Raw genomic sequence first — 22302 nt, 5'->3', positions numbered from 1 at the left:
CCCCCTTAGCCGGAGTAGTAGCCGTAGACGCGGACGGTGCCGGTCATCGTCGGCCCCGCGGACAGCGGCAGAATGCGGAGTCCGTCGTGCGCCTCCGTAGTTCCGAACCAAAGACCGGTCGCGTTGCGGCCCAGCGTCGGACCACCAAGATCAGTCGCGGTCCCGTCAAGGAACCCGGAGGTGCGCACGCCGGCATCCGCGGGCTTGTGAATCTCAAGCCGCAGCGCATGCAGGTGACCACCGGCACCCGTCAACTGCCACGACGACACGTTGTTCTGCGCGGCGGCCGTCGCTGACGACCCGCCCCCGTAGAAGATCTGCGCCCAATACGATGCCGTGCGGCTTGAGCCACCGACCCGGAGTTCCGCTTTCAGGTTGTGTGACGACCCCGCGGACTCGTCGAACTCGATCAGGTAGTTGTCGAACGCAGATGAGAACACCCCATCGAGCAGCACCTGTGACACCGCACTGAAACTCGACGCCGTAATCAGATTCAGGCCGGTGTTGACCAGCCCCCACGACCCACCCGACCGCAGCATCATCGTCTGCGTATCCAACCGGAACGCCACCGACCCATCAGCCGGCGACCACGCGCCCTGCTCAGTCGCGTTCCGCAACCACACCACCGCACCCTGAGTCGCGGTGTACTGGTGCGTCTGCGTAATCACAACACCGGACTGGTTCGTCGCTGTCTTCCCAGTCGGCATCTCAACCGTTGCGAGCTCGAGCGCACCAGTTGGCAGCAAGGCGCGCGCCGCCGTCAAGGACGACGTCGACAACGTGGTCCCAAGGATTCGGTTGGTGTTCCCGTCGGTGCCAGGCGAGGCCGACTCGTTCTGCTTCACGTACACGACGTAGTAGTTCGTGCCCGACACCGGAGACACCAGCGGCGAAGGCAACTGCACCGTGCCATCGTTCGCGAGCAAGATCGGGCCACCGAACTGGACAGCGCAGCCTGTGAACGCAGCAATGTTCACGTTCAGATCGCTTCGGGACGTGACCAGCGCGTTGGCGTGCGATGGGAAGATGCCCGCCCGAGCCACACCACCAGTGCTCGTCGCGATCAGACCAGCGAAGTTCTTCCTGGCATCAGTCGTCGTAGTGAGACCAGTCGGTCCCGGGTATGAGTACGTCTGCGCCATTCCGGCCCTCCAAACAGAAATGCACCCTGTGGGGTGCAGAAAGGTGAAAGCGGTGTCAACCGCTAGAAGGCCGGGGCGTACCGTGCCGTCAACTTCGGGGCGCCCGTCACTGACCCGAGCGCGTTGAACTGGACCGTGCGAGTCCCGCCGGCAGGGACCGCGAACCCGCCCCAATCGCGACGCGTCAGGAACGAACTGATGTCATTCGCGGGAGCATCCAAATACACCCGAGCCGTACGCGTGTTGAAGAACACCGTCGACCCCAACGGGATCACACGCTCCAACCGCAGAAACGAACCAGTCACCACCTCAACCAGCTCGACCCCGCCCGACAACCCACCAGTCACTTCAAGCACCGGATGAGTCGCCGCCAAACCCGGATTCACAACATCCACACGCCCCGGATCGCCACCAGAACCCCAGTCAGCAGGCCACACAGCCGGCCACACATACCCAGTCCCAGCAGTTGGAAGCCCGGTCATCGAGACGACCTCTTCGCCGTACTTCCGAGGATCATCCGCGATCACATCAAACGCGTACGTGAACCGCGGCGAAAACAACTCCGCCGAACACTGCGGCGCCGACGCCAACCGTGCCGTCACCCACCGAGTCCCGAAATGATCAACCACCTCAAACCGTGACGGCCGACCATCCGCCTGAATCCCCTCGATACGGGCACGCGCCTCATACGCATCCTCAACAGAAGACCCAGTCCACGAACCCTGAACCGAGATCACCCGGGCGTCCCGGTAAAACCGGTCAACACCAAAGTTGCCGTTCGAAGTCGGACGACGGCGCCCCTCATCCCGCACAGGGGCGCCGTCATACCAACCCGGCAAATCCGCCAACCCGAACCCAGCGTCATACGACGCACCATCAAACGTGATGCCCTCGAAGTTGACCACTGCCATCAGCCAGCCACCGCCCTCGAGAACTCACGACCCAGCACACGCGCCTGAGTCAACGGATCCTGATCAATCGTGCGAACGTCGAAGCGGTAGTTGTTCGTCACCGAACCCATCTCCCCACCGAGACGGCGGTACGCCTCCAGAGCAATGCCCCGGTTGCGTTCCTCCATCCCCTGCTTCCCGGAGATGAACGCCTCCCACCGCGTCTCAGGCTCAGCAAACTTGTACAACGGCGTCCCGCCCGAATAGAACCCGGTAGCAAACCCGCCATTGTCGTAGGCGAACATGTTGCCCACCGCGGAGCCGAACACCTGCCCGCCCGTACCGCCCGGGCCGGTAGCCACACGCGAGTTCAGGAACACGGTGCGCCCGTTGTTCGATTCGAAGAACGCGTCAAGGTTGGCCTGCGCCTCCTCGGTACCGATCTTGACCTGAGGGCGCATGCCCTCGATCTTCAACCCGTACTCCTTGACGATCTGCTCAACCGTCGACGTTCCCGAAGCGAGCTTCTGCGCAATCTCCGCCGCCGCCTCAGCGCCAAGCTGACCCGACGCCGCCTTGATCACCGTCTGCGACTCGTCGAGCTTCGTCGCAAACGCCCCAGTCGCCTCCTGCGACCGCTGCGCGAACAACTCGTCCATCTTCGCCAGCTCGTCATCCGACGCGTTGACCATCTGAGCCACGAGCGGTGCCGCCTCCGGCCCCATCTTCGCCAGCTCATCCAATGTGCCCTGCGACACCTTGCCGGCGAGGAGGATCATGTTGGATTCCCAGTCCTCCTGCGCCTGCACCTGAGCCTCAAGCTCCGCCAGGTAGTCAGAGAACACGACCGAGACACCGTCGTAGTAGTCACTCCACGAGTCGCCCGCGTCGTCCGTCGCGTCCGCTGTTGCCTGCGCGTACTCCTGATTCTTCTGAATCACCGAGTCATACGCGCCCGTCAGAGAGATGAACGAACCATCAGCCGCAGCAACCTCGTCGCGCCATGCCTGGCTCGCCGCCGATGCCTGTTCCACCGCATCCGCGTAGTCGACCGTCGCCTTAGTAGCCGCCTCCGTCGACTCGGATGCGCCATCCTGAGCATCCATGTACTGCGGAAACATGTCCTTGAGCTTCCGCAGAGACGACTCGGACCCGTCCGTCATCGAGACGAGCTCTTCCCAGGCAGCCGCAGCCTTCTCCGCGTTGCCAGACGAGACCAACCCGGCAAGCGCCTGATCCAGCTCCGTGATGTTGGACTTCGCGCGCCCGAGTGAGGTGTCGGCGCTCCACAATGTTGCGAACTCGAACACGGTCCCACCCGGGCCGTTGTAGAAATCAGCCAGCACGTTGTTGAAGTCGGACATGTCGCCCGTCAGTGCTTGCAGATTGCCCTTCGCCGCCGAAAGGCCCTCAAGCCGGAACTCCCCAGAGTCCAGTGCCGACTTCACCTCCGAGGAGATCGCCTTCGTCTTCTCCAACTGCTCCTCGAGTGCACGAGCGCTCTTGGTCGCACCGGTCATTGAGTTCGACCAGCCACGTACGGCAGTGGCCAGTTCAAGTGCAACAAGAACACCAGCCGTCTTCGACAGAGTCCCCATGGTCGCGCTCGCACGCTGACCGGCAGCCCCCATCGCGGCCAACGACGCCTTGAAGGCCGCAACCTTTGGAACCGCCAGCAGGAAAGTACCACCCGCGAGGCCGACAGCGGCAGTAAGGCCGCCAATCAACAACGTCGCCTGCTGCACCCCATCGGGGGCTTCGCCGAACGCATCGACCGCCGCCGTGGCGGTCTGCACCAGAGAACGGAGTGAGTCGTTCGCCGCAGACCCGCTCTTGATCAGCGCGGTGTCGAAGGCGCCGCCGAGCTTCTCGATGTCGCCCGAGAGGTTGTTCATCCGCAGCTCAGCGGTCTCCGCGGCGTAGCCGGAATCGTTGACCTTGTCGGTCCACTCCTCGATGCCTCGCGACGACTCACGCATGAGAATGTTCGCGCCACGAATCGCGTCCTGCCCGAACACGAGAGCCAGCGTCTGATTCTTCTGCGCCTCCGTCAGGCCCGAGAGCTTCTGCTCGAGCTGACCTGCAAGGCTCTGGGTACCGACGAATTCACCGCTGGCGTTGTAGAGCGAGATCCCGAGCTCATCGAGCGCCGCCTTCGCCTCATCGGTCGGATTCGCGAGGCGCAGCAGCATCGCGCGGAGCGACGTACCGGCGTCAGAGCCGACAAGACCCGCCGAGGCGAACGCTGCCAGCGTCCCCACCGTCTCCTCGATGGAAAGGCCCATCTGAGACGCGACGAGACCCGACTGGTTCAGGGCTGCAGAGAGATCCCCGACCGAACCCTGCGCCTTGCCCGCACCAGCCGCGAGAAGGTCAGCGATGTGCGGGACATCCTTGCCAGCGAGACCGAACTGGGTCATCGCAGACGCCGCAGTCTCCGCAGCATCAGCAACGTTGATCTGGCCCGCCGCCGCGAGGTCGAGCGCCCCCTTCAACCCACCGCCGAGAACATCCTTCGTCTCGACGCCGGCCTTACCAAGCTCCTCAACGGCCTGCGCCGCCTCAGTAGCGGAGAAGACAGTGTCGGCCCCAGCCTCCAGCGCCGCATCGCGCAAAGCGGCCATGTTCGACGCTGATTCGTGCGTGGCGGCCTGGACGGCCGACATCTGAGCGTCAAACTCGGCGAACTTGGCAACCGCCAGCGCCACCCCGGCTGCCGCCATCGCACCGACTGCAAGTGCACCCTTGCCGACTGCGTCGAGGACTTCCTTCTGAGCTTCAAGCTTCTGGGTCTCGGAAGTCACATCGCGGGTCGCTTTGGCCGCCTTCTCCATCCCGGAGACGTACTCAGCGACCGTCGCAGAGAGCCGGACCTTCGTAACGCGATCAGACATACCGTCGCCTCCAATTCAGGGGTGACCCGGTTGCGACGGGTGGTGAATGCGGTACGGTCAGGGCATGACGAACGATCCACAATGGGAGGCGTACCGGGCAGCCAAGCCAGTCCGTCCCGGGTGGGCGAACGCGCTGATCGTTGCCGCGGTGCTCTTCCTCGCGGCGATCGTCTTCACCCTTATGAGCGGCTTCTCCACTGCGACCTTGATCGTGTGGCTAGCTGTGGTTGTTGCCCTTGTGGTGGCCGGTATCAAAGCGCTGATGGCGCTAGGGCGATGACCGCTTGACGCCCCAGAGGTGGCCGTTGCGGTTCACCGGGTTGTTCTTCGTGTCCCACTGCTTGTAGAAGGCATCGCGCTTGTCCGCGCGAGCCTTCTCGGCGTAGTCCACGATCGGCCGCTCGTCACCCTCGAATGCGAACTGATTCGCGGGGTCGGTTGCTTCATCCATTGGGATGCCGTGCGAGCCGACGACGCGACGCTTCGATGCGATCAGTAGAGCCCGCTCATGGTCGTCGAACTCGGACTCCCGAACCGTCACCGCCCGCATCAACCGGCCCGCATCGTCGTACTCATACGTGGTGACCTCGGCCGGCTCCCAACCACGCCAACGGCGATACGAAACACCAAGCTCGCGAGCTAGCTGGACTTCTTCCGCGACCGCCGCTGTGAGGCTTTTTTTGCGCGGGCGATCTCCTGCTCAGTGTCATGCTCATGCAGCGACCACACGTTCGCCTCAACCGTGCGAGCAGTCGAGGGCGGCAGCAGCCGCCAAAGGTCCGCCCACTCCTCCGCAGACAGCTCGACCTCTTCGCCGTCTTGAAGCACACGCCCACAGGCTGCGGAGATGGCACGAGCGACGCCCGCAACGTTGTACCCGTTGCGCCGGTCAAGCGCCACGAAATGGTGCTCCCCGTCCGGACCCTCATACTGTCGCGGCGGGTTGATGCTCGTCGCCAACGACCACTGCTCCGGCTCAGCCCGGTAGAACACGAGCTCGTGAACCACACCATTCACCACACACGGGATCGCCGGCGTCTTCACCCGGTCAGAAACATGCGCCTTCGCCGCAGCGAGGTCTTCCTTGATACCCACGAATCACTCCCACAGTTGAAGAACCCCACGAATGAATGAGCCGGGGTGAGGTCGTGGGGACACCCCACCCCGGCAGTCAGCTACGCGACGAGAGCCACCTGGTCCTCAGTCGGCTTCGTCAGGAACACCGAGTAGATCGCGGTGTCCACACCGTTCTCAGTCGGCGCCTGCGGCCGACGGATGCCAACAACACCCGTCAGAAGGTCCGCCTTCTGGCCGACCGCATGCGTGGCCGCGTTGTCGACCGCCTTGCGGGCAACGAACTGCGACTCAGCACCCGAAGTGGCGAGACCCTGCAGAATCTGGTCCGCCGAATCCGGGTCCGCCGAAGCGACCACAGTCACCTCGAGCGTTTCCGTCACGCGACCAGGGCGGGCGAGATCCTGAATCAGCGTCAGACGCTTGTCCTCGACCGTCGCCTGCGTCTTCGTGTGGTTCCAACCACCATTCGCAATGCCGTACGTGATCGGCTTCGCCGTGACGCCGTTGAGGATCGCGACCGACTTCGCGTTGCTGCCGGACGGGACATTCGTAATCCGCCACCGGCCATCGGACTGGGTAGATGCGGGAACAGCTTCAATAGCCATGTCTTCTCCTTCGGATATGAGTCCTGTCGGAGAACCCGCAGGACCGGGTGTCCCGCGGGATTGCGGGCACAACAAAAGCCCCGGCACACATGCCGAGGCTTCAAGAAACAGGGAACGGTTACGCGGGCTCAGAAACCAGATCGAACGAGATCACCGCGAACGGCAACGGAAACAACCCATCCAGGTCATTCCGCACCGGACCAGCCGACCACTCAGACGGTTTGAACACGTTCCGCCCAGCGATCGACAACTGCACGTCCAACAGTTGGGCGGTCGTCCGGTCGCCAACCCACAACGCCTCACGAGGCAACGTCCCAACGCAATACACCCAATGCGTAGTCGTCAGCCGCGTCTTCTTCCCCGTAAACCGAGACTGCGACCAATCCCCCGGAGACGACACCACCACCGCATACTTCATCGGCGGATTCGAAGTCGGCACTTGCCCCAAGTCGAACACCGTCAGATTCGGGTCAGCATCCAACCGGGCAAACACCGCCGAATGATGAGCAGCACCACTCACAGCACATCACCCGCCTTCTGAATCCCGTCCACGAAAGCGTCCTCGTTCTTCTTCAACGCCTGCAAACCGAACCCACGCGGACCCGTATTCGGGGTGCCGTCCTCGAGCATGCCAACGATCGGACCCTGACCCCGAAGAACCGGACCCACCTCAGCCTCAACCGCCGACTTCCCCAACAACACCGACGCCGAACCACGAATGTCATACGTCACCGCACCAGCACCAGCCGGCACCGTAGACGACCCCTTCAACGGTTCACGCCAGTCGTCCTGAACCTTCTTCCCCATCTGATCCAGATGACGAATCACGTTCTCCGCAGTCTTCCCCGGTGCAGCATCCAAATCCGCGAGCAGCTTGTCGAACTCAGAGAAATCAAACGAGATCCCATCAGCCATCAGAGCGCCTCCCGCACCTCACCGCACCCGCAGCACCGGAGACGCTCATGCACGATCACGCCGGTTTCTACAAGCCGTTTCGTGGCGTAGCGATCCACGGATGGCAGGAAGCAGACAGGGCACATCCCCGCCCGTTTCACCGTGAGGGTGACGATGACCCGCTTGTCGGGCATCAGTTCCCCACCTTCACCGGCAACCGACGAGCCGACGCCAACGACTGATCAAACCGACCAGCCACCACACCAGACACACCAACCAGGCCCGGATCAACCGAAGACAACATCTCGAACTCGTCGCCTGGCTCGATGGCAGAGGTGCCGGCGACCGGTACGTCCAGACGGGGCTCCTGCACCGTGACCAACTGCGATGCGGCGTCAACCACCCTGACCACTCCGGACCTAAGAATGAGGCGGCACTTGCCCTCGTAGATCAGCGTGTAAGAGAAGGAGTATTCCCCCGTTACCGGGTCAGGATCAGGCGGGTCCGGCTCGCCGCGCCGCCGCACCCGAACGGTGTCCATCATCAACGACTCAGCGTGAGCCTGTAGCCCCGGCAGGGCTGCGCGGACATCGTCTCCCAGCATCAGCAGTCCTCCGCGCCCTCGAAGATCGGCACCCCGGCGATGTCCACCCCACACGAGCAATACACCGCACCAAACGCCAATGAACACCACGGCAGGTGCGGAGACCCCGACGGGACCATGTCGAACGCGAACGCCCCAGCAGGGTCCGTCAACCCGAGCAGCAGCCACCACTCGTCAAGGATCGTCACCCGCCCCTTACCCGACTTGTACGTCTTCGACGTTGCAGCATCATCCACCGACACCGTCACCTGCGTCGCATCCTCCGGACGCTTCACATGCGCAACAACCGCCTCACGGACGACATAATCCAGCTTCGCCTGATCCAGCGGGGCCGTGACGTTCAACGTCGCAGCGCGCGTATCGATGAGCATGACCGCATCATCAATCCACATCTGCCACTGCTGCTCAGTCACAGACCCCGCCTCGGGGGCGGCCACACCAACCGCGATCGCGATCTTCGCTGGAGTCACCGTCGTAGTCGACATGACCGCCCCCTCCGCTTACTCAGACTTCTTCGGACGACCCGGGCCACGCTTTGCGGCCGGATCGTATCGCTCCCACCCATCGGTGAAGCGGTCGTCCTTTTCGTCAGCCACAGACACCACTACTTGGGTGGTCGTGTTGATGAACTTGCCCACTTGGCACTCCTAGTCAGATCGGCGGGAGGGGCCTAACCGCCCCTCCCGCGTCACGGGTTAGACGTTGGCGACAGCGTCCTTGACGGTCGCGAACGCGTCGAGATCCATTACGCCCCAGCCGTACACAACCTCGAGGCGGAGAGCGATCTGGTTCTTACGCTTGAGGTCGCCCAGACCGTCCGGGTCACCGAACTTGATCAGCTCGACCGGGAGGCGACGCTGGACGCCCCAGCGGAACGCGTCCCACTGGCCGATGATGGCCTTCACGTTGGTGTTCGCCGACGCCTCCGGGAGGCCCGAGACGGTGCTCGACGAGTACGCCTTCAGTCCCTCGAAGGAAGTGATGTTGGCGCCGAAACCGAGCTCCGGGTACTTCTTCCGGCCGTCCTCGTATCGGGCAGTCGCGACCGTCCACGAGTAGGTCGGGTCGAAGGCGATACCGTTCGGCACGTACCCGTCAGAGATGACCAGGCCCGCGGCCTGCTCGATCACGATGTCCGGGGTGGTGAGAGTCGCAGTCGTGATCTCCACGGAGTTCGTGGTCGACGCGATCCGGTCGCCCGCAACAATGCTAGAGCTGACCGTGCCTGCACGGGGGTTGATGCCGTGGAAACCGCCAAGGTCGAGGGCGCGAGCGAGCGCCTGGCCCCCCTCGTCCGCAAGGGTGGTGAGAACGCCAAGCTGGTAGTCCTCATCGGCCCACTGGACCTCCTCGTTGAACCGCATCGTCACCTGGAACTTGTGCGGCGTGACAACCTTCGTGCCAAAGGTTGCGTTGGTGTCGTTCTTGTCTGCACCTTCACCGACGAGCTCCGCACGAGGGCGGCCAGTGAGAGTCATGTGGGTGACCTCACCGAACTTCTGCGGCTCGGCGCCAGAGAGGGACGCAATCGCGGACCCCGTCTGTGCCTTCTTCCAAAGACCCTCAGCGATGTTCTTCGGGAGGGTCAGACCCGACGTAGCGAGTACTGCCATGGTGTCCTCCTAGGACGTTTCAGTCGCCGCCGCCGAACAGATCCCCGACAAAGTCGCGGGCTTCCTGCTCGGGGCCAGCAGTCGTAGAAGTCGCACCCTCCTTGGGTGCAACGTTGCCTTGCTTCTTGCGGTCTGCTTCACGCGCTGCGAGACGTGAAGCCTGCGCGAGAAGGGTTTCCTCAGTCGAACCAGTGAGGAACAAGTCAGCGTCGGAAGGTTCGCCATTCGGCCCCTTCTTCGTGCTGATGCCGTGCTCAGCGGCGACCCGGGCGCGCAGCGACTCCGCCTTCGTGGAATCGAGCTCGCCGCGCAGATCCGCCACCTGCTGCTCAAGGGTCTTCGCACCCTCTGCCTGTGACTTGAGCGCGTCGTAGTCCGAGAACTTCGCCCGCTCTCGGGTCACACGCTCCTTCACAATGCGGTCAACATCAGCCTGCGTGAACGTCTGTTCCTGTCCTTCACCACCGGACTCGGTCGCCGTCTCGGCACCCGTAGAAGTGGCTTCGCTCATGGTTCTCCCCGTTTCTGTTCCGTCGAACGTTCAGACCGCGAAACCGTCGCGTACGGACCACCCTGGGGTGGAAGATCACGCCGGCAGCCTCAAGCTGCCGGTCTCCTCGAAGTAGTCGAGCCAATTGCGCAGCGCCGCTTGCTGTTGCGGTGTGCGTCGACGGCGGGACGCCATGTACTGCTCCACGGACGCCTCAGGGCCCTGCTCGCCGCCCTTGAACACCGGAGCCGCGGAGCACTTACACGTTGGATGTGCCGCAAACCTGGCCGTGTCTCGCTTGTAGATGGCGCCCTTCGCCGCGAGGAACCGGCAGAATCGGCACGCCCCGGGGTTGGGGATACGCGTCCAGCCGACTGAGGCGGGGTCATGTCTGCGATTCGCGAGAATCGTCTCCCGGTAAGCTCTCGCGGTCTCCAGCTGCACAACCTCGGCAAGACGCGCGCCAGCCGCGGCATTGTCGTCCGAGAACAACGGGTCAGCCGCCCATGCAATCCCTCGTCGCACCTTCACCGTGCGGTCCTCGTTGGCGAGCAGGGCCGCGAACGGGGCTTCAACCCCAGCCCGCTCTCGTTCCTCCTCGTAGAAGTCGACCGCCAACGCGGCCGTACCGTCAGAGAAGTACGAGATGAGCTCCGGCACGCCGTCGAGCAGCGCAGCCCGACGTGCAGCAGCGGAGCCGGAGGTAGAGGCAAGGAACACCGCGGCAGTTTCCACCGCCGCGTCCGTCACCGCCTCAAACGCTGCCCGAGACTCATTCGCTGTCACCATCAGCAGGAACCTCCGCAGGCTTGACAATCGACGCGACCAACGCGCGGCCCGCCTGCTTCCGCTTTTCTGCCATCGCAAGATCAATGTCCTGCTGCGACAACCCCAGCATCTTCAACCCCACCGGAGTCTCGGCCAGCCAGGGAACCAACGAGAGCTGCTTCGCGCCCGCGTCTGCCTGCTGTGATTTCGACAAGTAGATCGGCGAACGCCACGCCGGCTGAATCCCACGCCAAGACGCAGGCACCTCCTCGAGGTCGTTCTGGATCGCTAGAGCCCGGGTCACCGTCCGACGAATCGGCACCGACCAGTCCTCCGACGCCCCCTCCGCCTCAGCAATCAGATTCTCCCGAGACGCGTTGTAGGCGTCCGCCGAAGTCGGATTGGACATGTCTGTCAACGCGAAGTCCGAATCGGGAAGGTCCGTCTCCCGGGCCATCAGCTTCGCCAGCGCATTCAGATCCGCCAGGTGCGGCTCAGGCGACTGCGCCGACAACTGCTTCACGTCGGCGCGCGCCAACGACTCGTGCGCGTCCTCATCATCGGGCAGGCCAAACACGCGCCCCATGACAACCTGCCAAGAGTCCTTGTACGACCCATCAGCGTTCTTGAAAACCGACTCGTTGGCACCCAACAGGACGAGCTTCGCGATCGCATAGATGTCCATGTGCGCTTCAAGGCGCACCAGCGCCCGCAATGCCGACATCTGATGGGACATCACCGCACGCGTGATTCGCGATCGCCCGAACCGCCTCGACGACCGAGGCTTATAGATCAACGGCTCAGCCGGCACATGCCACGGGTGCTCTGACCGCGACACCTCCCAGACACCGCTCGGCCGATCCGCGGTAATCGTCACGCCATCGAGATACAGAACGAAACCGGTGATCTTGTCATCATCGCGAGACGTAATCGAAAGCAGGTTGTCCAACCGACGCTTCCGCACGTTCCACTCACCGGTAGCGTTCCGCGCGTCCTTCGCATGCACCAACGCCTTCGGCTCGTCACCCAACCCGCGCGTGGTGATCAGGAACGACGTGCCATGAATCAGGGAATCCGTGCGGCCCTGCGACAGCTCAGACAGCAGGAAGTTTGAATCCTCAAGTTCCTGCATGCCCAACGACTCAAGATCACCGTCAGCCCACACGAACCCGTCAATGTTGCATCGACGAGCAAGGCCATCCACACCCTTCGCAGCCCACCCGAGCGCCGTAGCGAGCTTCGTGTACTGCGGGGGAATCGAACCACCCGCAACCTGCTTGACCGCCTTCTTCCCGTCATAGAACGACGACCGCAACCGATTCCGCTTCGACTTCTCCGCCAACTGCTCAACAAGCAGATTCAGAGTCACCGTCTCGTCATCATTCAAACCCGGAACGAACAGCTTCTCCGTCACATGACCACCGCCGTCCTACCAGATCCAGAACGCCGCACAGGGCGCTTCACGTTTTCGTTCTGAGCGCCCCACAGGGCAAGAGTCATAGAAACAATCGGGGTGATGTCCGACGCGGCATCCTTCCGATTCCACGCCCAACCACCAGAAGGAATCGGCCGCTTCGTCGCCACAGACAGGGCCACGTTCACCTGTGGCTGATCCGTGTGACGCAACGAACCATCGATCACGCTGTCAAAGAACTTCGCGCACGCAATCGCCATGTGGCGCCCCTCAGCACCAGCAAGAGTCACCTCAACATCAGTGCCGATCAGATAGTTGCGACCACGACGCTCCTCAGTGAGACCAGCGACCTCATCAACCACCACCGAATGAAGCCGGTTCTTCTCAGCGCGCGACTTGATCCATGGAATGACCCAGTCGACGCCCTTGCGCTGATCATCGAGCTCGACGTGCCAACGACCATCCGCCCGCTGCCCTGCCAGCGCCACAGACGCCACAGAACGATCGGGAGGCACATCGATAGCGAGCGTCAGTCGTTCGATCGCCATAGAAGCCGGATCAGCGACCTCAGACCACGACTTCTCGTCGATGACCCGGTTCGATCCGACCGCATCCCAGATGCCGCGACCCTCACGGTTCCAAGAGTCGTCATCCTTCAAGTTCTCTCGAAGGCGTTCCATCGACTCGTGCGGGGTGCGCGTCGGATACGACGGATTCATCAGCGCCCACTGCGACTCATCGTTCGGGTCAGACTTCGGGTCCGCACCGATCTCGAGCCAGACCGCCTTCTTCGCAGTGCCCGCAAGAGCATCAGCCCGACGTGCCTCGAGCCTCGGACGGGTCAGACGGGCGCGGCGGCGTCCCCATGAAGAAGAGCAGCGCACCGTGCGGATTCCGCGCCTGGTTCGTCGCCGCAATCATGTCCTCGAGCGCCTTCGTATCGAGGATCTGAGCCTCGTCGAAGACCTCGATGTCGATCTCGTCGAAACCACGGCCGAAGCCCTGCGAGCGGGCGCCGAACATGATCATCGACCCGTTGTGGAACTCGACCTGCTGCTCACCATTCGCCGAACGCATCGCGCGAATCAGCGGCGCAATCTTCTTCCGCCGACACAGACCCCGCAGCGTCGTAAACGTCTTCGTAGACGTGCGGAGATGATGCGCCGTCCACACAACCTGCATGCCCGGGAACAACACACACAGAATCAAGATCATCGCCAACACAAAGTAGGTCTTGCCCACCTGACGAGGAATCGAGAGACCGATTCCACCGACCGTGGCAACGTACTTACCGCTCTCGCCGTACCCCAGACACACCGTGCCCAACTGCGACTGCCACCAGTCGAACCCAAGACCGAGCTCAGCACCCTTCGCCTCAACCCGAGGCCACACCGTCTTCACAATCCCAGACGGGAACTTGAACGCCTTCGCGAACTCAGACAGCCGAGGCGTCGAACTCACCATCGGAGACTTCGACATTGGCGCCGGCCTCCTCACGATCGCGAGCGTCAATCGCCTCGATCTCTCGCTGCGTCTCCATCAGCCGCTTCGTCAACGCCGCCAAATCACGAGCAGGCGTATTCGGGTTCTCAACAGCAACCGCAATCCGATCCCGCGTCGCCACCAACAACTCACGCGTCGTCCCAGACTTCGCAGCCTCCGTCACCGTCTTCACATGAGCCGGTGCAGGGGCCTTCTCGCCCGGTTTCACCGCCCGCAGAGGGTTCGAACGCGCCATGCGATCACCAACCCTCTCGGTGGAAAAAGCTCGGGGAGAGATATGGCCTAGCCCCGGAGGTACGACGTGCAGGGTGGTGGGGGTGGCCCTCCCCTACCTTGTGAGTGATCCGGAGCGGCGCACGATTGGTGCGAAGTCTCTTGCGCGTTTCTTGCTGTTGCACTGGTTGTGTGCTGCTTGTTTGTTGCTGATGTGGTCAGCTCCGCCGCGCTTGAGGGGTGTGATGTGGTCGACGACGAAGCACATGGGGTGCGGCCATTGCAGGGTGTAGTCGATTGGGTTGCCGCAGATGCCGCAGTTGGCTTTGGTCTTGCGGATGCGTGCTCTGTCTTTGTCACGCTGGGTTGTGTTGCGGGGGGCGCTCATGCTGGCCCCCTCGTTTTGTGGTGGTGGTCTAGGTGGCGGATCGTGTGCGCGCTGTGAACCAGCGGATCAGTCGGCGTGCGCCTGTGACTTGGAAGAGGATCGCCTTGAACCGGAGGTCGGCTAGGTAGAGCCGGTAGCCGGCGTGGGCCAGGGTTCCTTCGGGGGCGTCGCTGCCATGGTGTTGGAACATGCCCTACTCCTTGCGGTGTGGGTTGTATTCGCGGAACCACTGTCTCGTGTTTCGGGTTTCGCGTTCGCATTGTTCGTTGCAGGTGAGCATGGCGGAAACAGACGCGTACTCGGCCTGGCAAAGCTCACACCTGTACATCGTCCTGCTCCCAGCCAGCCAAGCCCATGAGTTCGGAGAGCGCGTCAACGTGGATCGCGACGAGGCCGCTCTCGTCGGGGTCAGGGATCTCGGTCCTGACGGTCCTGTTCACGGGAAAGGCGGGGACCACGCGCTTCCATGTCGTCGGCATCGTTGCCCTTTCAGCAGTACATGCAGGTGATGATGTCGCACCACTCGTTGATGGGTGTGGACTTGTATGGCTCTGCCGCTTGGAGGACTCGCCCGCAGCTGGGGCACGACAGCCCGTGCGGGAACTCGTCGATCTCCACGTACTTCATGACGCCGCTACCGCCTCAATGATTCGAAGGGGAACGTCGAGCAGGAGCCAGAGGGCCAGGCACGTGGCCCCGCAAATAGTGACGAGCCCGAGGGCGAATCGCCACGTCCCTCCGTCCAGGTCCATGCACCAGTCGAGGAATCGGTTCACAGTTTCTCCGCGAGGTGATCGGCTGCTGCTTCAACGGTCAACGTGTCCGGGGTGGTGTCGTGTGGGTATGCGGTCCACTCGACGGCGGTCACGAGTTCTTCTACAGCGTTGTGGAGCTCATCGTTGAGCTGATCCCTGTCCATGGTTCATTCGCCCGCCTGCTCCGGCGCGATCTGGATCACGTAGTCCAGCGGCGGGTTCTTGAGCTTGAATTCTCCGGACTCCGTCGTCACTTCGAGGTGGGTGAACTTCGGTTCACGCTTGAAGTTGTGATCCACCCAGAATCCCTCGAGTGTTCCCTCGACGACCGTGTCGCCGTCTGTGATGAGAACGCGCCGGCCAAGGTCGCGTGCGCGGAGCTCGCCGACTTCGATCTGCTCGGTCATGGTTCTGTTGCCCATCCTTGTTGTACGTAGTAGCGGCCGAAGTCGCCCGGTGTCGCGACCGCGGCTGATGGTTCGAACCCCCCATCCGGGAGGCGGACACCAGAAGCCTTGAGTGCCTGGTACGCCATCTGTGAGCAGACGGTGCGTCCGTTGCGGCTGATGTGCTTCCTCGCCCACCGTGGGAGGGGGCGACGTAGAACGAGCATGACCCCGGTTATGAGGTAGTCGAACCATCCATAAGGTTCGCCGGCCCGGTTGCGTGCGTACACGACCATGGCGCGGCGTTGGCGTGGGGTGTAGCGGAATCGGGACCAGACCACGTTCGGGTAGTCGGTGACGGGTCGGAGTCTTCCACCTTCACGGCCGGGTTCGAGGGACAGGCACACGTGCTCGTTCACGGCGACCACAACATGCGTGTAGCTGCTGCGGGTGACCCACACCACGATCCATGAACCGAAGTTGTTCGTTGCCGGAACGATCCCAACCTGCCCTGTGATCACGGCAACTCCACTGGTGCTAGTCGTCGGGCATGGGTGCCGTCGTGGTGGGTTTGCCGATCTCGCGGCCATCGAGCGAGTGATGCACGATCAACCACCCGTTGGAGCCGTCGTCACGGAACACCGGTTCAATGTCAGGGCCGCAGGTGCAGTCGTCGCTGTCGGTGTTGTGCTCGATGAGATCCCCACGGGGGTAGACGTGAACGGTCGTCATTCCGTCACCACCGATGCTTCGTGGATAGTCGCAGGTGATGGTTCACCGTCCGGGTAGAGGAACACCATCAACGCGTCCGCGGGTGATGTGGCTTCGACGACGAGCTGCACACGGTACCTAGTCATCTCCAACAACCGATTCGTCAGCCGACTCGAGCAACCAGTCGCCCTCACCGGCAAAGGCGCGTTCGGCGTCATCGATCCGCCAACGCATCGCCTCAAGCTCAAGCAGCATCGTTTCCGGATCGCCTGCGCGTTCCATCAGTCCGCCTCCAACACGTATTCGGTTTCGTCCAGGTGGTACATCGACTGCATCAGCAGTGATGCGGGAGCTTCCCGGAAGTGGTGGGCGCACGCGTCCAACCACAACGGTTTCGGGTTGTTCGTTCGCGTGATGCGCGCAGAACTGCACGTACCGGGACGCGTCGAGGTAGGCGCGACGCCAAGCCTTCGCACCACAGGAACGCTTATCGCAGCGTTCGGTGTGGTCGAGGACTAGGCCGCCATGCCCGGGCACTGAGAATCCATGCGACTACCCCCAACCAGGGAAGGAACACCCAACCAGAAAGGCCACAACGCTTATCGGTGGCCGTGTCACCCATGAGGCTTCACCGCAACGCCCTCGTGCGGGTCGGATCCTGCTTGCGGTGCAGACCGCGGGACCAGCCCTGGCAGCGACGGCACTGGAACAGGTCGTAGGACTGCACGTTCGTGTGCGCAAGCCCCACGAGCTCCGACCCGATCTTCGTCCCGCAGTACGGGCACACGAACGACTCGTCACGCATGAACATCCCCAGGTGCGGGGCGTTCGTCAGCCACGGCAGCAGACGTAGGTACGCCTTCTCCGTGATGCGGACGTCCTGCTCGTTGTAGCGGCGCATCAACGCGAGCGCTTTCGGCTCACGCGCCATGCAGTCCAACCACAACTGGAACCCGGTGTGCTTCGTTTTCCGCCCCACACCCGTGCGCTGCACGAGATAGTCAAGCTTCCGAGACGGGAGATCGAAGCGTGCCTTGTTCGACTTCATCAGGTCGATCGACTTGAACGGTCGAGGCGGTGCCATGCCCGACAGCAGGAACTCGTTATTGAGTTTCTTCACGTCGAACCGGTCACCGTTGTACGAGATGACGACGTCGGCTTCTGACAGCAGGTCGTGTGCGGCCTGCACCATCCGGTCGCGCCCGTCTTCCCACTCTGAGAAGAACAACACGCCCTTCTCGCCGACCCACTTCGCGGCGAAGCAGAGCAGGCCGCCGTGGTCTGCGATGTGGTCGATGGAGTGGTTCTGGTTCCACAGCCCCCACGAGTAGACCAGCATGGGGCGGGTCTCGATATCGATCGTGAGGATGCGGATGTTCTTCGCCTCGGGGGCGAGGGCCTTAGCCAGCTTTCCCAATGGTCCGTCTCCAGACGTCAATCGTCTCCTTCGAGACGGAACCGCCGGCTGCCCGGATCGCGATCGTGATCGCCGTTGAGGACATGCCGCTTGCTGCTGCTTCGAAGAGGGCTTCTCGGTCCTCGTCGTCGAGGGTGTCGATCCATTGTTCGAATCGGGGCTTGGTCTTCTCTCGTGCTTCCTGCAAACGCTCTGCGAGCGACATTGTCTGCTTCCCTTTCCGGGGTTAGCGATCAGATCCATTTGGAGTTGAGGGTCTTGGTGTCCGCCTCAGCAGTTACCTGGCTCGGACGTGTTCAGTTTTGGTCCGCGCGGTGCGATTCGAACGCACACTGTTCGCCTCTTGAGGGCGATGTCTCCTACCCGTTGGACTACGCGCGGGAAACCATCAAGCCGTGGCAGCCTTTGCGGCCAGCCTCAACCGTTCGTACTTGGCTGCAGCGCCCTTGCAGTCGGTGCACCGGCATCCACGGCGATACATAAGAACTTCCCCACACTTGGCGGGTCGCCGATACTCACCGCGTGGCCCTCCACCAGAGGCTCGGGTGGCGTCGCGCCTCTTGGCGTTCCGGATTCGATTCCACGCACGCTTTGCCCGCTGGCACTCGCCGCAGTCACACTTGCGCTTCATCCACCCGTACACCGTTCCGTGGGTGAAGTCCTTGAGCGCGTTCTGCTCGACCCAGTCGGACTTGGACTTCTGGAGATGATGCTCCGAACAGAGCAGCTGGCATTTGTCGAGCTCTGCGAACATCTCGCCATATCGCTTCAACGGCCAAAGGCGGCCAGCTTCCTTGGTCTTCTTGCACCAATCGCGGTGATCGATCTCAAGGTCATCGTTCGTGCCACAAACAATGCAAACGCCCCCGAGATAGTCGAACATCAGCTGCTTCTGGGCGGCGTACCGATCGTTCAAGTACCTGCGGTTGTATTCAGCACGAGGCAGCCCTGCTACGATTTCCACTATCGATTCCTCCAACGAATCGGTCATGACCCCGGAGGCTGCAACCTCGCGGGGTTTCTCTATGGAGTTGCGCGCGACGGACGGGACTTGAACCCGCAACCTTCCGCTCGACAGGCGGATGCTCTAACCAATTGAGCTACCGAAGCAGACGCCCGTCGCGGTTTAGCCCACGGGCTCTAGGTGGGGGCCGGTAGCAGCGCAGTCACCAACTGATGCGCCCGGGGGAGCTGTCCCATCCCAGTTGTGCGCGAGACGTGGCGGCTGGTTGGTTAGGCCGAGCCTGTCTCGCGTCGTGGAACCACCCGGTCACGATCCGGGATGTGACGTTCGTCTTCCACTCGTAGCGGATGGAACGCCAGCCGACCATATCTAGTCCCGTGCACGCGAAGCGGGGACGCCCTGTATGCCTGAGGCTCAGGTATGTCCCCGCTCGCGGCGGTGCGGCGGTTTGACTTGGGTTCACCTGGCAGACCACTGCATGAAACTGCTCAGCCGGCCTAACTACGTCCACGACCAGAACCGGCAAATGGTTCGCGGATACGCTGAACGGCTTTGTGGTTGGCGGCGCCGTACCGCACTGCCGGGGTGTCTGCCCGTAACCGGTGTCTGCGACCGTGCCACAATGTGACCACGCCGCGACGATGAGGGCCGCTGATTTGCATACGCTGGCTCAGCGGCCGAAGCCTCGATAGCCGCCACACCGTTGGGTGCACGGTCGATGATTCCCCGGGACACGACTTCGCTGTTTCAGAAGAGGCTCAGCCGTACTGGCTGGCTTGTGCGTGAAGTGCCGAAGGTTGCCGAGGAAAGTCCTAGGAACCGCGTCGGGCCGCGTTCCGCAGAGTTGTGCAAGTAACGCACTGGCGGTGCGGGTAGCCGTTCCTGTCGATAGTGATTCGCGTGTTAGATGAGTCGTACCCGTGTCCATAGGGGCATTCAGACCGGGCGGCTCCGCCGTTCCCACGCTTGGTGTTCTCCGCGCTTGTCACGGGTTCGGTGTGCAGAGGGTTTACGCAGGATGGATTGCGGCAGAGGTGGTCAAGGACATAGCCGTCTTTGACCACCCCCTGAACAATCCAGTGCGTGAGACGATGCACATACACTGACTGCTTGTTCGATGTCGCCACAGCGTATCCGCGTTGATTGACTGCACCGGTCCAGATCCAACAGTCCCCCTCGTAGCGAACCTTGCGCAGAATCCGTGCCAGCGCTTTCGGGTCACTCGCCGCAACGCGGTACTTGTCCGAGTTGGTATGCACGAGGGCATGAGTAGAATGAGACACATCAACTCCTCATCCGAGTTGGTCATGCTCCGGGAGGTCGCCACCTCGCCGGAGCTTCTTCGTTAAACAACGAACTCCGGAAAATTTAGACAATAATCCGGAGCACTCACACCTTAGCACAATCGAGCCATCCCCGCTAGGCACCCGCGGCGATTGCTCGAGCGAGCCAGAGGAACTGATTCGGCGCCCACGACTCCCCGCAGGCGAGACACCGCGCTTCGAGGGTTTCGTTCGTGACGCGGTCGCGGATGAACCGCAGCGCACGCACCAGCACGATCCCGTCCGGCCCCTCTCGCGGTACGTCACGCACCCCACAGGACACGCACGGTGCATCGATCTCAGCTACCGATGGGGGCGACAGCAGATCCTCGATCCGGCGTTCCCAGTCGATAAGCGAGGGTTCCGCGTCAAGACCGACCGCTGCCGCCCACAGGGCGATGATCGTCTCGACCGCGTCCGGGTTCGATGCGCGACCGCCCGACACGTCCTCCCACGCCCCGTTCGCTTCCGCCTTGATCTCCTCGTACAGGTCGAAAGCGCCAGCATCCATCGGGAGCTTCTGCTTGTTCCCCGCGGTGCCGGACTTCGCGTTCCCGGAAACGATAGAAGCCCTCAACTGTTCGATGAGGGCTTCTTCGATGACGTACGTTCGGGTGCCGTCGTCGCGGAGTACGGCGACCTTGTGGGTTCGCGTGAGTCGTTCCACGAGCCTGTTCATGTGTCTCCTTCCGGGGTAGACCCGAAACCGTCGGGTTCAGGGGTGTAGTGGTACCCGACCCAGCGATTGTTGATCCGATCGCCGAGTTCGCGCATCTCGGTGTCCGTGAGCGCGTCGGCGATCGACGGATCGACGAACCGGTGAAGGGCAGCGTCAGCCCAGAAGTCGCCGTCCCGCAACTCTTTGGCGAGCATGACCATTGCGTCGTTGTCGAGGGTGCTCGCGACGAGTTCAGGGTCTTCAGCAACGACGAAGTACCAGCCACCGACGGCGTACTCGCGATCGTCGCTCTCGTAGTCCAGTCGCACCGGGATGCGCAGGGTGATCTCTCCGAGCTTCATCGGTCTTCCTCTCGTTCGTCGGGTTCAGCGAGGAAGCGGACTTTGTCTTGCCCGACAGTCACTCGAGTGCCATCGCTGAGTTGCAGGGCATACGTCGGCTGCGCCCAGCCACCGACGACGAGCGCCGGCACTCCGAACCAGTCAACCTCCCGCCCGACAGCTTCTTCGAGCTTCATCGCTCGCCCCCTTCCACGTCGGGTTCATGGTTGGCCTCCCAGTGGTCGAAGGCTCTGTATGCCCGCTCGGTGCGGTCACCGAGGAACGGCACCCGATAACCGCACGAACGGCACACGAGCGGCGGGTACCCGAACAGCCGATGCCAGATGCGACGGACGTACTTCATCGCTCGCCCCCTTCCATGTCATCCGCGACCTCGCTCGCAACGATGTCCGCGGTCATCTCGTCGACCCCCTGCTCGATCATCTGCTCGTAGATCTCCTGCTCGAGCATCGTTCGCCTAGCCACAGTCCGTCTCCTCTCGTTTGTTCTTCCGTGCCCAGTAGATGACGCCGCCCCGCCAGTCACCATCCGGGAACTCAAGCTCCCAGTGGAACCCAGGCGCAGGCGGTCGAGTGATTGAGGGCATCCACTGTTCAGCCACGGTGGGTCGCCTCTTGTCTCACCTCTGCAGCAGCCCCAACCATCGCCGCCCCGCGGCACCGCTGAAACCGCCCCGAACATAGATTTGGGCGATGGTCTCAACCTCGGTCGGCGTCATGCCTGCTGCGACCAAAGTGCCGAGCGCCTCGAGCATGCGGCCGTCCGCGCCAAGCGCGAAGAGTCTCGCTAGTGCTCCCTCTCGCTCGGCTGCTGCCTGGATCGCCAACTGTGCTGTGGGTATGTAGCCGCTCACTGGTTCACCACCTCCCACGGGGTCTCAGCGCGAAGCACGGTGCGGCGAACAGTGGGCCATTCCTGACTGTCCGACAACCGCGCCCGGTCTGTGCGCATGTGCTGCTCGTCCACATAGCCCGAGTAGGTGTATCCGGCGCGGGGATGTTGCATCCCCCACTCCTCGGTCGCGGTGAGGCCGAGAGCGTCCAAGCCTGCCCGGGCACGCCTACGCCACCATTCGGCGTCTTCCACATCGGAATCCATCGGCTCTTCGACCTCACCGAGGTCACGCTGCTCGTCGGTCGCAGCAGCCCATTCCTCGAGCCGCTCGAAGCAACCGTCGTAGTCGCCGTAGATCGCCATCGCCTTCGCGACTTTCTCCACGATCTCTTCCGGGT

General features: G+C 62.7%; 32 protein-coding genes and 2 tRNA genes. 1 reads left to right on the top strand and 33 read right to left on the bottom strand.

The window, feature by feature from the left end; all coding sequences use genetic code 11:
- Window positions 1-5: 5 nt before the first annotated feature.
- The 3 genes from QSJ60_RS05960 to QSJ60_RS05950 all read right to left on the bottom strand — a co-directional run bounded on the left by QSJ60_RS05960 (window position 6) and on the right by QSJ60_RS05950 (window position 4926).
- The gene (locus QSJ60_RS05960) at window positions 6-1142 is read right to left on the bottom strand and encodes a hypothetical protein (RefSeq protein WP_285462997.1); all 1137 of its coding nucleotides are present in this window, start codon (window positions 1140-1142) and stop codon (window positions 6-8) included.
- Between the two features lie 62 nt (window positions 1143-1204).
- Window positions 1205-2053 carry a hypothetical protein gene (locus QSJ60_RS05955; RefSeq protein WP_285462996.1) on the bottom strand — a complete coding sequence of 283 codons (849 nt, stop codon included), beginning with the start codon at window positions 2051-2053 and terminating at the stop codon, window positions 1205-1207.
- Entirely contained in the window at window positions 2053-4926 is a 2874-nt protein-coding gene (locus QSJ60_RS05950) for a phage tail tape measure protein (protein ID WP_285462995.1), read from the bottom strand. The genes QSJ60_RS05955 and QSJ60_RS05950 overlap by 1 nt, the downstream gene beginning before the upstream one ends.
- 64 nt (window positions 4927-4990) lie before the next feature.
- Here QSJ60_RS05950 and QSJ60_RS05945 point away from each other — a divergent pair, with 64 nt between their 5' ends.
- Complete coding sequence (locus tag QSJ60_RS05945; RefSeq protein WP_285462994.1) at window positions 4991-5206, top strand: hypothetical protein; 216 nt, start codon at window positions 4991-4993, stop codon at window positions 5204-5206.
- On the opposite strand, the gene QSJ60_RS05940 is transcribed toward QSJ60_RS05945, so the two are convergent.
- The 30 genes from QSJ60_RS05940 to QSJ60_RS05800 all read right to left on the bottom strand — a co-directional run bounded on the left by QSJ60_RS05940 (window position 5195) and on the right by QSJ60_RS05800 (window position 22288).
- Complete coding sequence (locus tag QSJ60_RS05940; protein WP_285462993.1) at window positions 5195-5377, bottom strand: hypothetical protein; 183 nt, start codon at window positions 5375-5377, stop codon at window positions 5195-5197. The two genes, QSJ60_RS05945 and QSJ60_RS05940, sit on opposite strands and share 12 nt — an antisense overlap.
- Before the next feature lie 188 nt (window positions 5378-5565).
- The gene (locus tag QSJ60_RS05935) at window positions 5566-6021 is read right to left on the bottom strand and encodes a hypothetical protein (RefSeq protein ID WP_285462992.1); all 456 of its coding nucleotides are present in this window, start codon (window positions 6019-6021) and stop codon (window positions 5566-5568) included.
- 80 nt (window positions 6022-6101) lie between these two features.
- A complete protein-coding gene (locus QSJ60_RS05930) occupies window positions 6102-6608 on the bottom strand; it encodes a phage tail tube protein (protein ID WP_285462991.1) in 507 nt (168 codons plus the stop codon).
- A 516-nt stretch (window positions 6609-7124) separates the two neighbouring features.
- The gene (locus QSJ60_RS05925; protein WP_285462990.1) at window positions 7125-7523 is read right to left on the bottom strand and encodes a hypothetical protein; all 399 of its coding nucleotides are present in this window, start codon (window positions 7521-7523) and stop codon (window positions 7125-7127) included.
- A 172-nt stretch (window positions 7524-7695) separates the two neighbouring features.
- On the bottom strand, window positions 7696-8106 hold the full coding sequence (locus QSJ60_RS05920; protein WP_285462989.1) for a DUF6093 family protein: 411 nt from the start codon (window positions 8104-8106) through the stop codon (window positions 7696-7698).
- Window positions 8106-8519, bottom strand: a complete 414-nt coding sequence (locus QSJ60_RS05915; RefSeq protein ID WP_285462988.1) for a hypothetical protein — start codon at window positions 8517-8519, stop codon at window positions 8106-8108. Before QSJ60_RS05915 ends, QSJ60_RS05920 begins: the two co-directional genes overlap by 1 nt.
- 87 nt (window positions 8520-8606) lie before the next feature.
- Entirely contained in the window at window positions 8607-8744 is a 138-nt protein-coding gene (locus QSJ60_RS05910) for a hypothetical protein (protein ID WP_285462987.1), read from the bottom strand.
- Between the two features lie 57 nt (window positions 8745-8801).
- On the bottom strand, window positions 8802-9719 hold the full coding sequence (locus QSJ60_RS05905; protein ID WP_285462986.1) for a phage major capsid protein: 918 nt from the start codon (window positions 9717-9719) through the stop codon (window positions 8802-8804).
- A 19-nt stretch (window positions 9720-9738) separates the two neighbouring features.
- Window positions 9739-10230, bottom strand: a complete 492-nt coding sequence (locus QSJ60_RS05900; protein WP_285462985.1) for a hypothetical protein — start codon at window positions 10228-10230, stop codon at window positions 9739-9741.
- A gap of 75 nt (window positions 10231-10305) precedes the next feature.
- Complete coding sequence (locus tag QSJ60_RS05895; protein WP_285462984.1) at window positions 10306-10998, bottom strand: VG15 protein; 693 nt, start codon at window positions 10996-10998, stop codon at window positions 10306-10308.
- Complete coding sequence (locus QSJ60_RS05890; protein ID WP_285462983.1) at window positions 10982-12391, bottom strand: phage portal protein; 1410 nt, start codon at window positions 12389-12391, stop codon at window positions 10982-10984. The genes QSJ60_RS05895 and QSJ60_RS05890 overlap by 17 nt, the downstream gene beginning before the upstream one ends.
- Window positions 12388-13050, bottom strand: a complete 663-nt coding sequence (locus QSJ60_RS05885; RefSeq protein WP_285462982.1) for a hypothetical protein — start codon at window positions 13048-13050, stop codon at window positions 12388-12390. The genes QSJ60_RS05890 and QSJ60_RS05885 overlap by 4 nt, the downstream gene beginning before the upstream one ends.
- 151 nt (window positions 13051-13201) lie before the next feature.
- A complete protein-coding gene (locus QSJ60_RS05880; RefSeq protein WP_285462981.1) occupies window positions 13202-13855 on the bottom strand; it encodes a hypothetical protein in 654 nt (217 codons plus the stop codon).
- Window positions 13827-14129 carry a hypothetical protein gene (locus tag QSJ60_RS05875; protein WP_285462980.1) on the bottom strand — a complete coding sequence of 101 codons (303 nt, stop codon included), beginning with the start codon at window positions 14127-14129 and terminating at the stop codon, window positions 13827-13829. The genes QSJ60_RS05880 and QSJ60_RS05875 overlap by 29 nt, the downstream gene beginning before the upstream one ends.
- A 93-nt stretch (window positions 14130-14222) precedes the next feature.
- Window positions 14223-14495, bottom strand: a complete 273-nt coding sequence (locus tag QSJ60_RS05870) for an HNH endonuclease signature motif containing protein (RefSeq protein ID WP_285462979.1) — start codon at window positions 14493-14495, stop codon at window positions 14223-14225.
- A 772-nt stretch (window positions 14496-15267) separates the two neighbouring features.
- The gene (locus tag QSJ60_RS05865) at window positions 15268-15414 is read right to left on the bottom strand and encodes a hypothetical protein (RefSeq protein WP_285462978.1); all 147 of its coding nucleotides are present in this window, start codon (window positions 15412-15414) and stop codon (window positions 15268-15270) included.
- Window positions 15415-15417: 3 nt separating this feature from the next.
- A complete protein-coding gene (locus QSJ60_RS05860) occupies window positions 15418-15657 on the bottom strand; it encodes a hypothetical protein (RefSeq protein WP_285462977.1) in 240 nt (79 codons plus the stop codon).
- Window positions 15658-16173: 516 nt separating this feature from the next.
- Window positions 16174-16368, bottom strand: coding sequence for a hypothetical protein (locus QSJ60_RS05855; RefSeq protein ID WP_285462976.1), 195 nt, complete (start codon window positions 16366-16368; stop codon window positions 16174-16176).
- A 117-nt stretch (window positions 16369-16485) separates the two neighbouring features.
- Window positions 16486-16884, bottom strand: coding sequence for a DUF7455 domain-containing protein (locus QSJ60_RS19135; RefSeq protein ID WP_502871379.1), 399 nt, complete (start codon window positions 16882-16884; stop codon window positions 16486-16488).
- 91 nt (window positions 16885-16975) lie between these two features.
- Window positions 16976-17764 carry a ribonuclease H-like domain-containing protein gene (locus QSJ60_RS05845; RefSeq protein ID WP_285462974.1) on the bottom strand — a complete coding sequence of 263 codons (789 nt, stop codon included), beginning with the start codon at window positions 17762-17764 and terminating at the stop codon, window positions 16976-16978.
- Window positions 17748-17969, bottom strand: coding sequence for a hypothetical protein (locus QSJ60_RS05840; RefSeq protein WP_285462973.1), 222 nt, complete (start codon window positions 17967-17969; stop codon window positions 17748-17750). The genes QSJ60_RS05845 and QSJ60_RS05840 overlap by 17 nt, the downstream gene beginning before the upstream one ends.
- Before the next feature lie 98 nt (window positions 17970-18067).
- A tRNA-Leu gene (locus QSJ60_RS05835) sits at window positions 18068-18145 on the bottom strand.
- Window positions 18146-18152: 7 nt separating this feature from the next.
- Entirely contained in the window at window positions 18153-18755 is a 603-nt protein-coding gene (locus QSJ60_RS05830; protein ID WP_285462972.1) for a hypothetical protein, read from the bottom strand.
- A gap of 45 nt (window positions 18756-18800) precedes the next feature.
- Window positions 18801-18874 (bottom strand) — tRNA-Asp (locus QSJ60_RS05825).
- A gap of 666 nt (window positions 18875-19540) precedes the next feature.
- The gene (locus QSJ60_RS19080) at window positions 19541-19825 is read right to left on the bottom strand and encodes an HNH endonuclease (protein ID WP_352230703.1); all 285 of its coding nucleotides are present in this window, start codon (window positions 19823-19825) and stop codon (window positions 19541-19543) included.
- A 322-nt stretch (window positions 19826-20147) separates the two neighbouring features.
- A complete protein-coding gene (locus QSJ60_RS05820) occupies window positions 20148-20729 on the bottom strand; it encodes a DUF7340 domain-containing protein (protein ID WP_285462971.1) in 582 nt (193 codons plus the stop codon).
- A complete protein-coding gene (locus QSJ60_RS05815) occupies window positions 20726-21070 on the bottom strand; it encodes a hypothetical protein (RefSeq protein WP_285462970.1) in 345 nt (114 codons plus the stop codon). The genes QSJ60_RS05820 and QSJ60_RS05815 overlap by 4 nt, the downstream gene beginning before the upstream one ends.
- Window positions 21067-21246 (bottom strand): hypothetical protein, encoded by a 180-nt coding sequence (locus tag QSJ60_RS05810; RefSeq protein ID WP_285462969.1) that lies wholly within the window; start codon window positions 21244-21246, stop codon window positions 21067-21069. Before QSJ60_RS05810 ends, QSJ60_RS05815 begins: the two co-directional genes overlap by 4 nt.
- 163 nt (window positions 21247-21409) lie before the next feature.
- Window positions 21410-21535: a hypothetical protein gene (locus tag QSJ60_RS05805; RefSeq protein WP_285462968.1), complete on the bottom strand. Its 126-nt coding sequence runs from the start codon at window positions 21533-21535 to the stop codon at window positions 21410-21412.
- A gap of 384 nt (window positions 21536-21919) precedes the next feature.
- The gene (locus tag QSJ60_RS05800; RefSeq protein WP_285462967.1) at window positions 21920-22288 is read right to left on the bottom strand and encodes a hypothetical protein; all 369 of its coding nucleotides are present in this window, start codon (window positions 22286-22288) and stop codon (window positions 21920-21922) included.
- Between the last annotated feature and the right edge of the window lie 14 nt (window positions 22289-22302).

The sequence above is a fragment of the Agromyces sp. NBRC 114283 genome (genome assembly GCF_030268405.1).
In the GTDB taxonomy this organism is placed as follows: Bacteria; Actinomycetota; Actinomycetes; order Actinomycetales; family Microbacteriaceae; genus Agromyces; species Agromyces mediolanus.
This window is presented reverse-complemented; position numbering and strand designations above follow the sequence as displayed.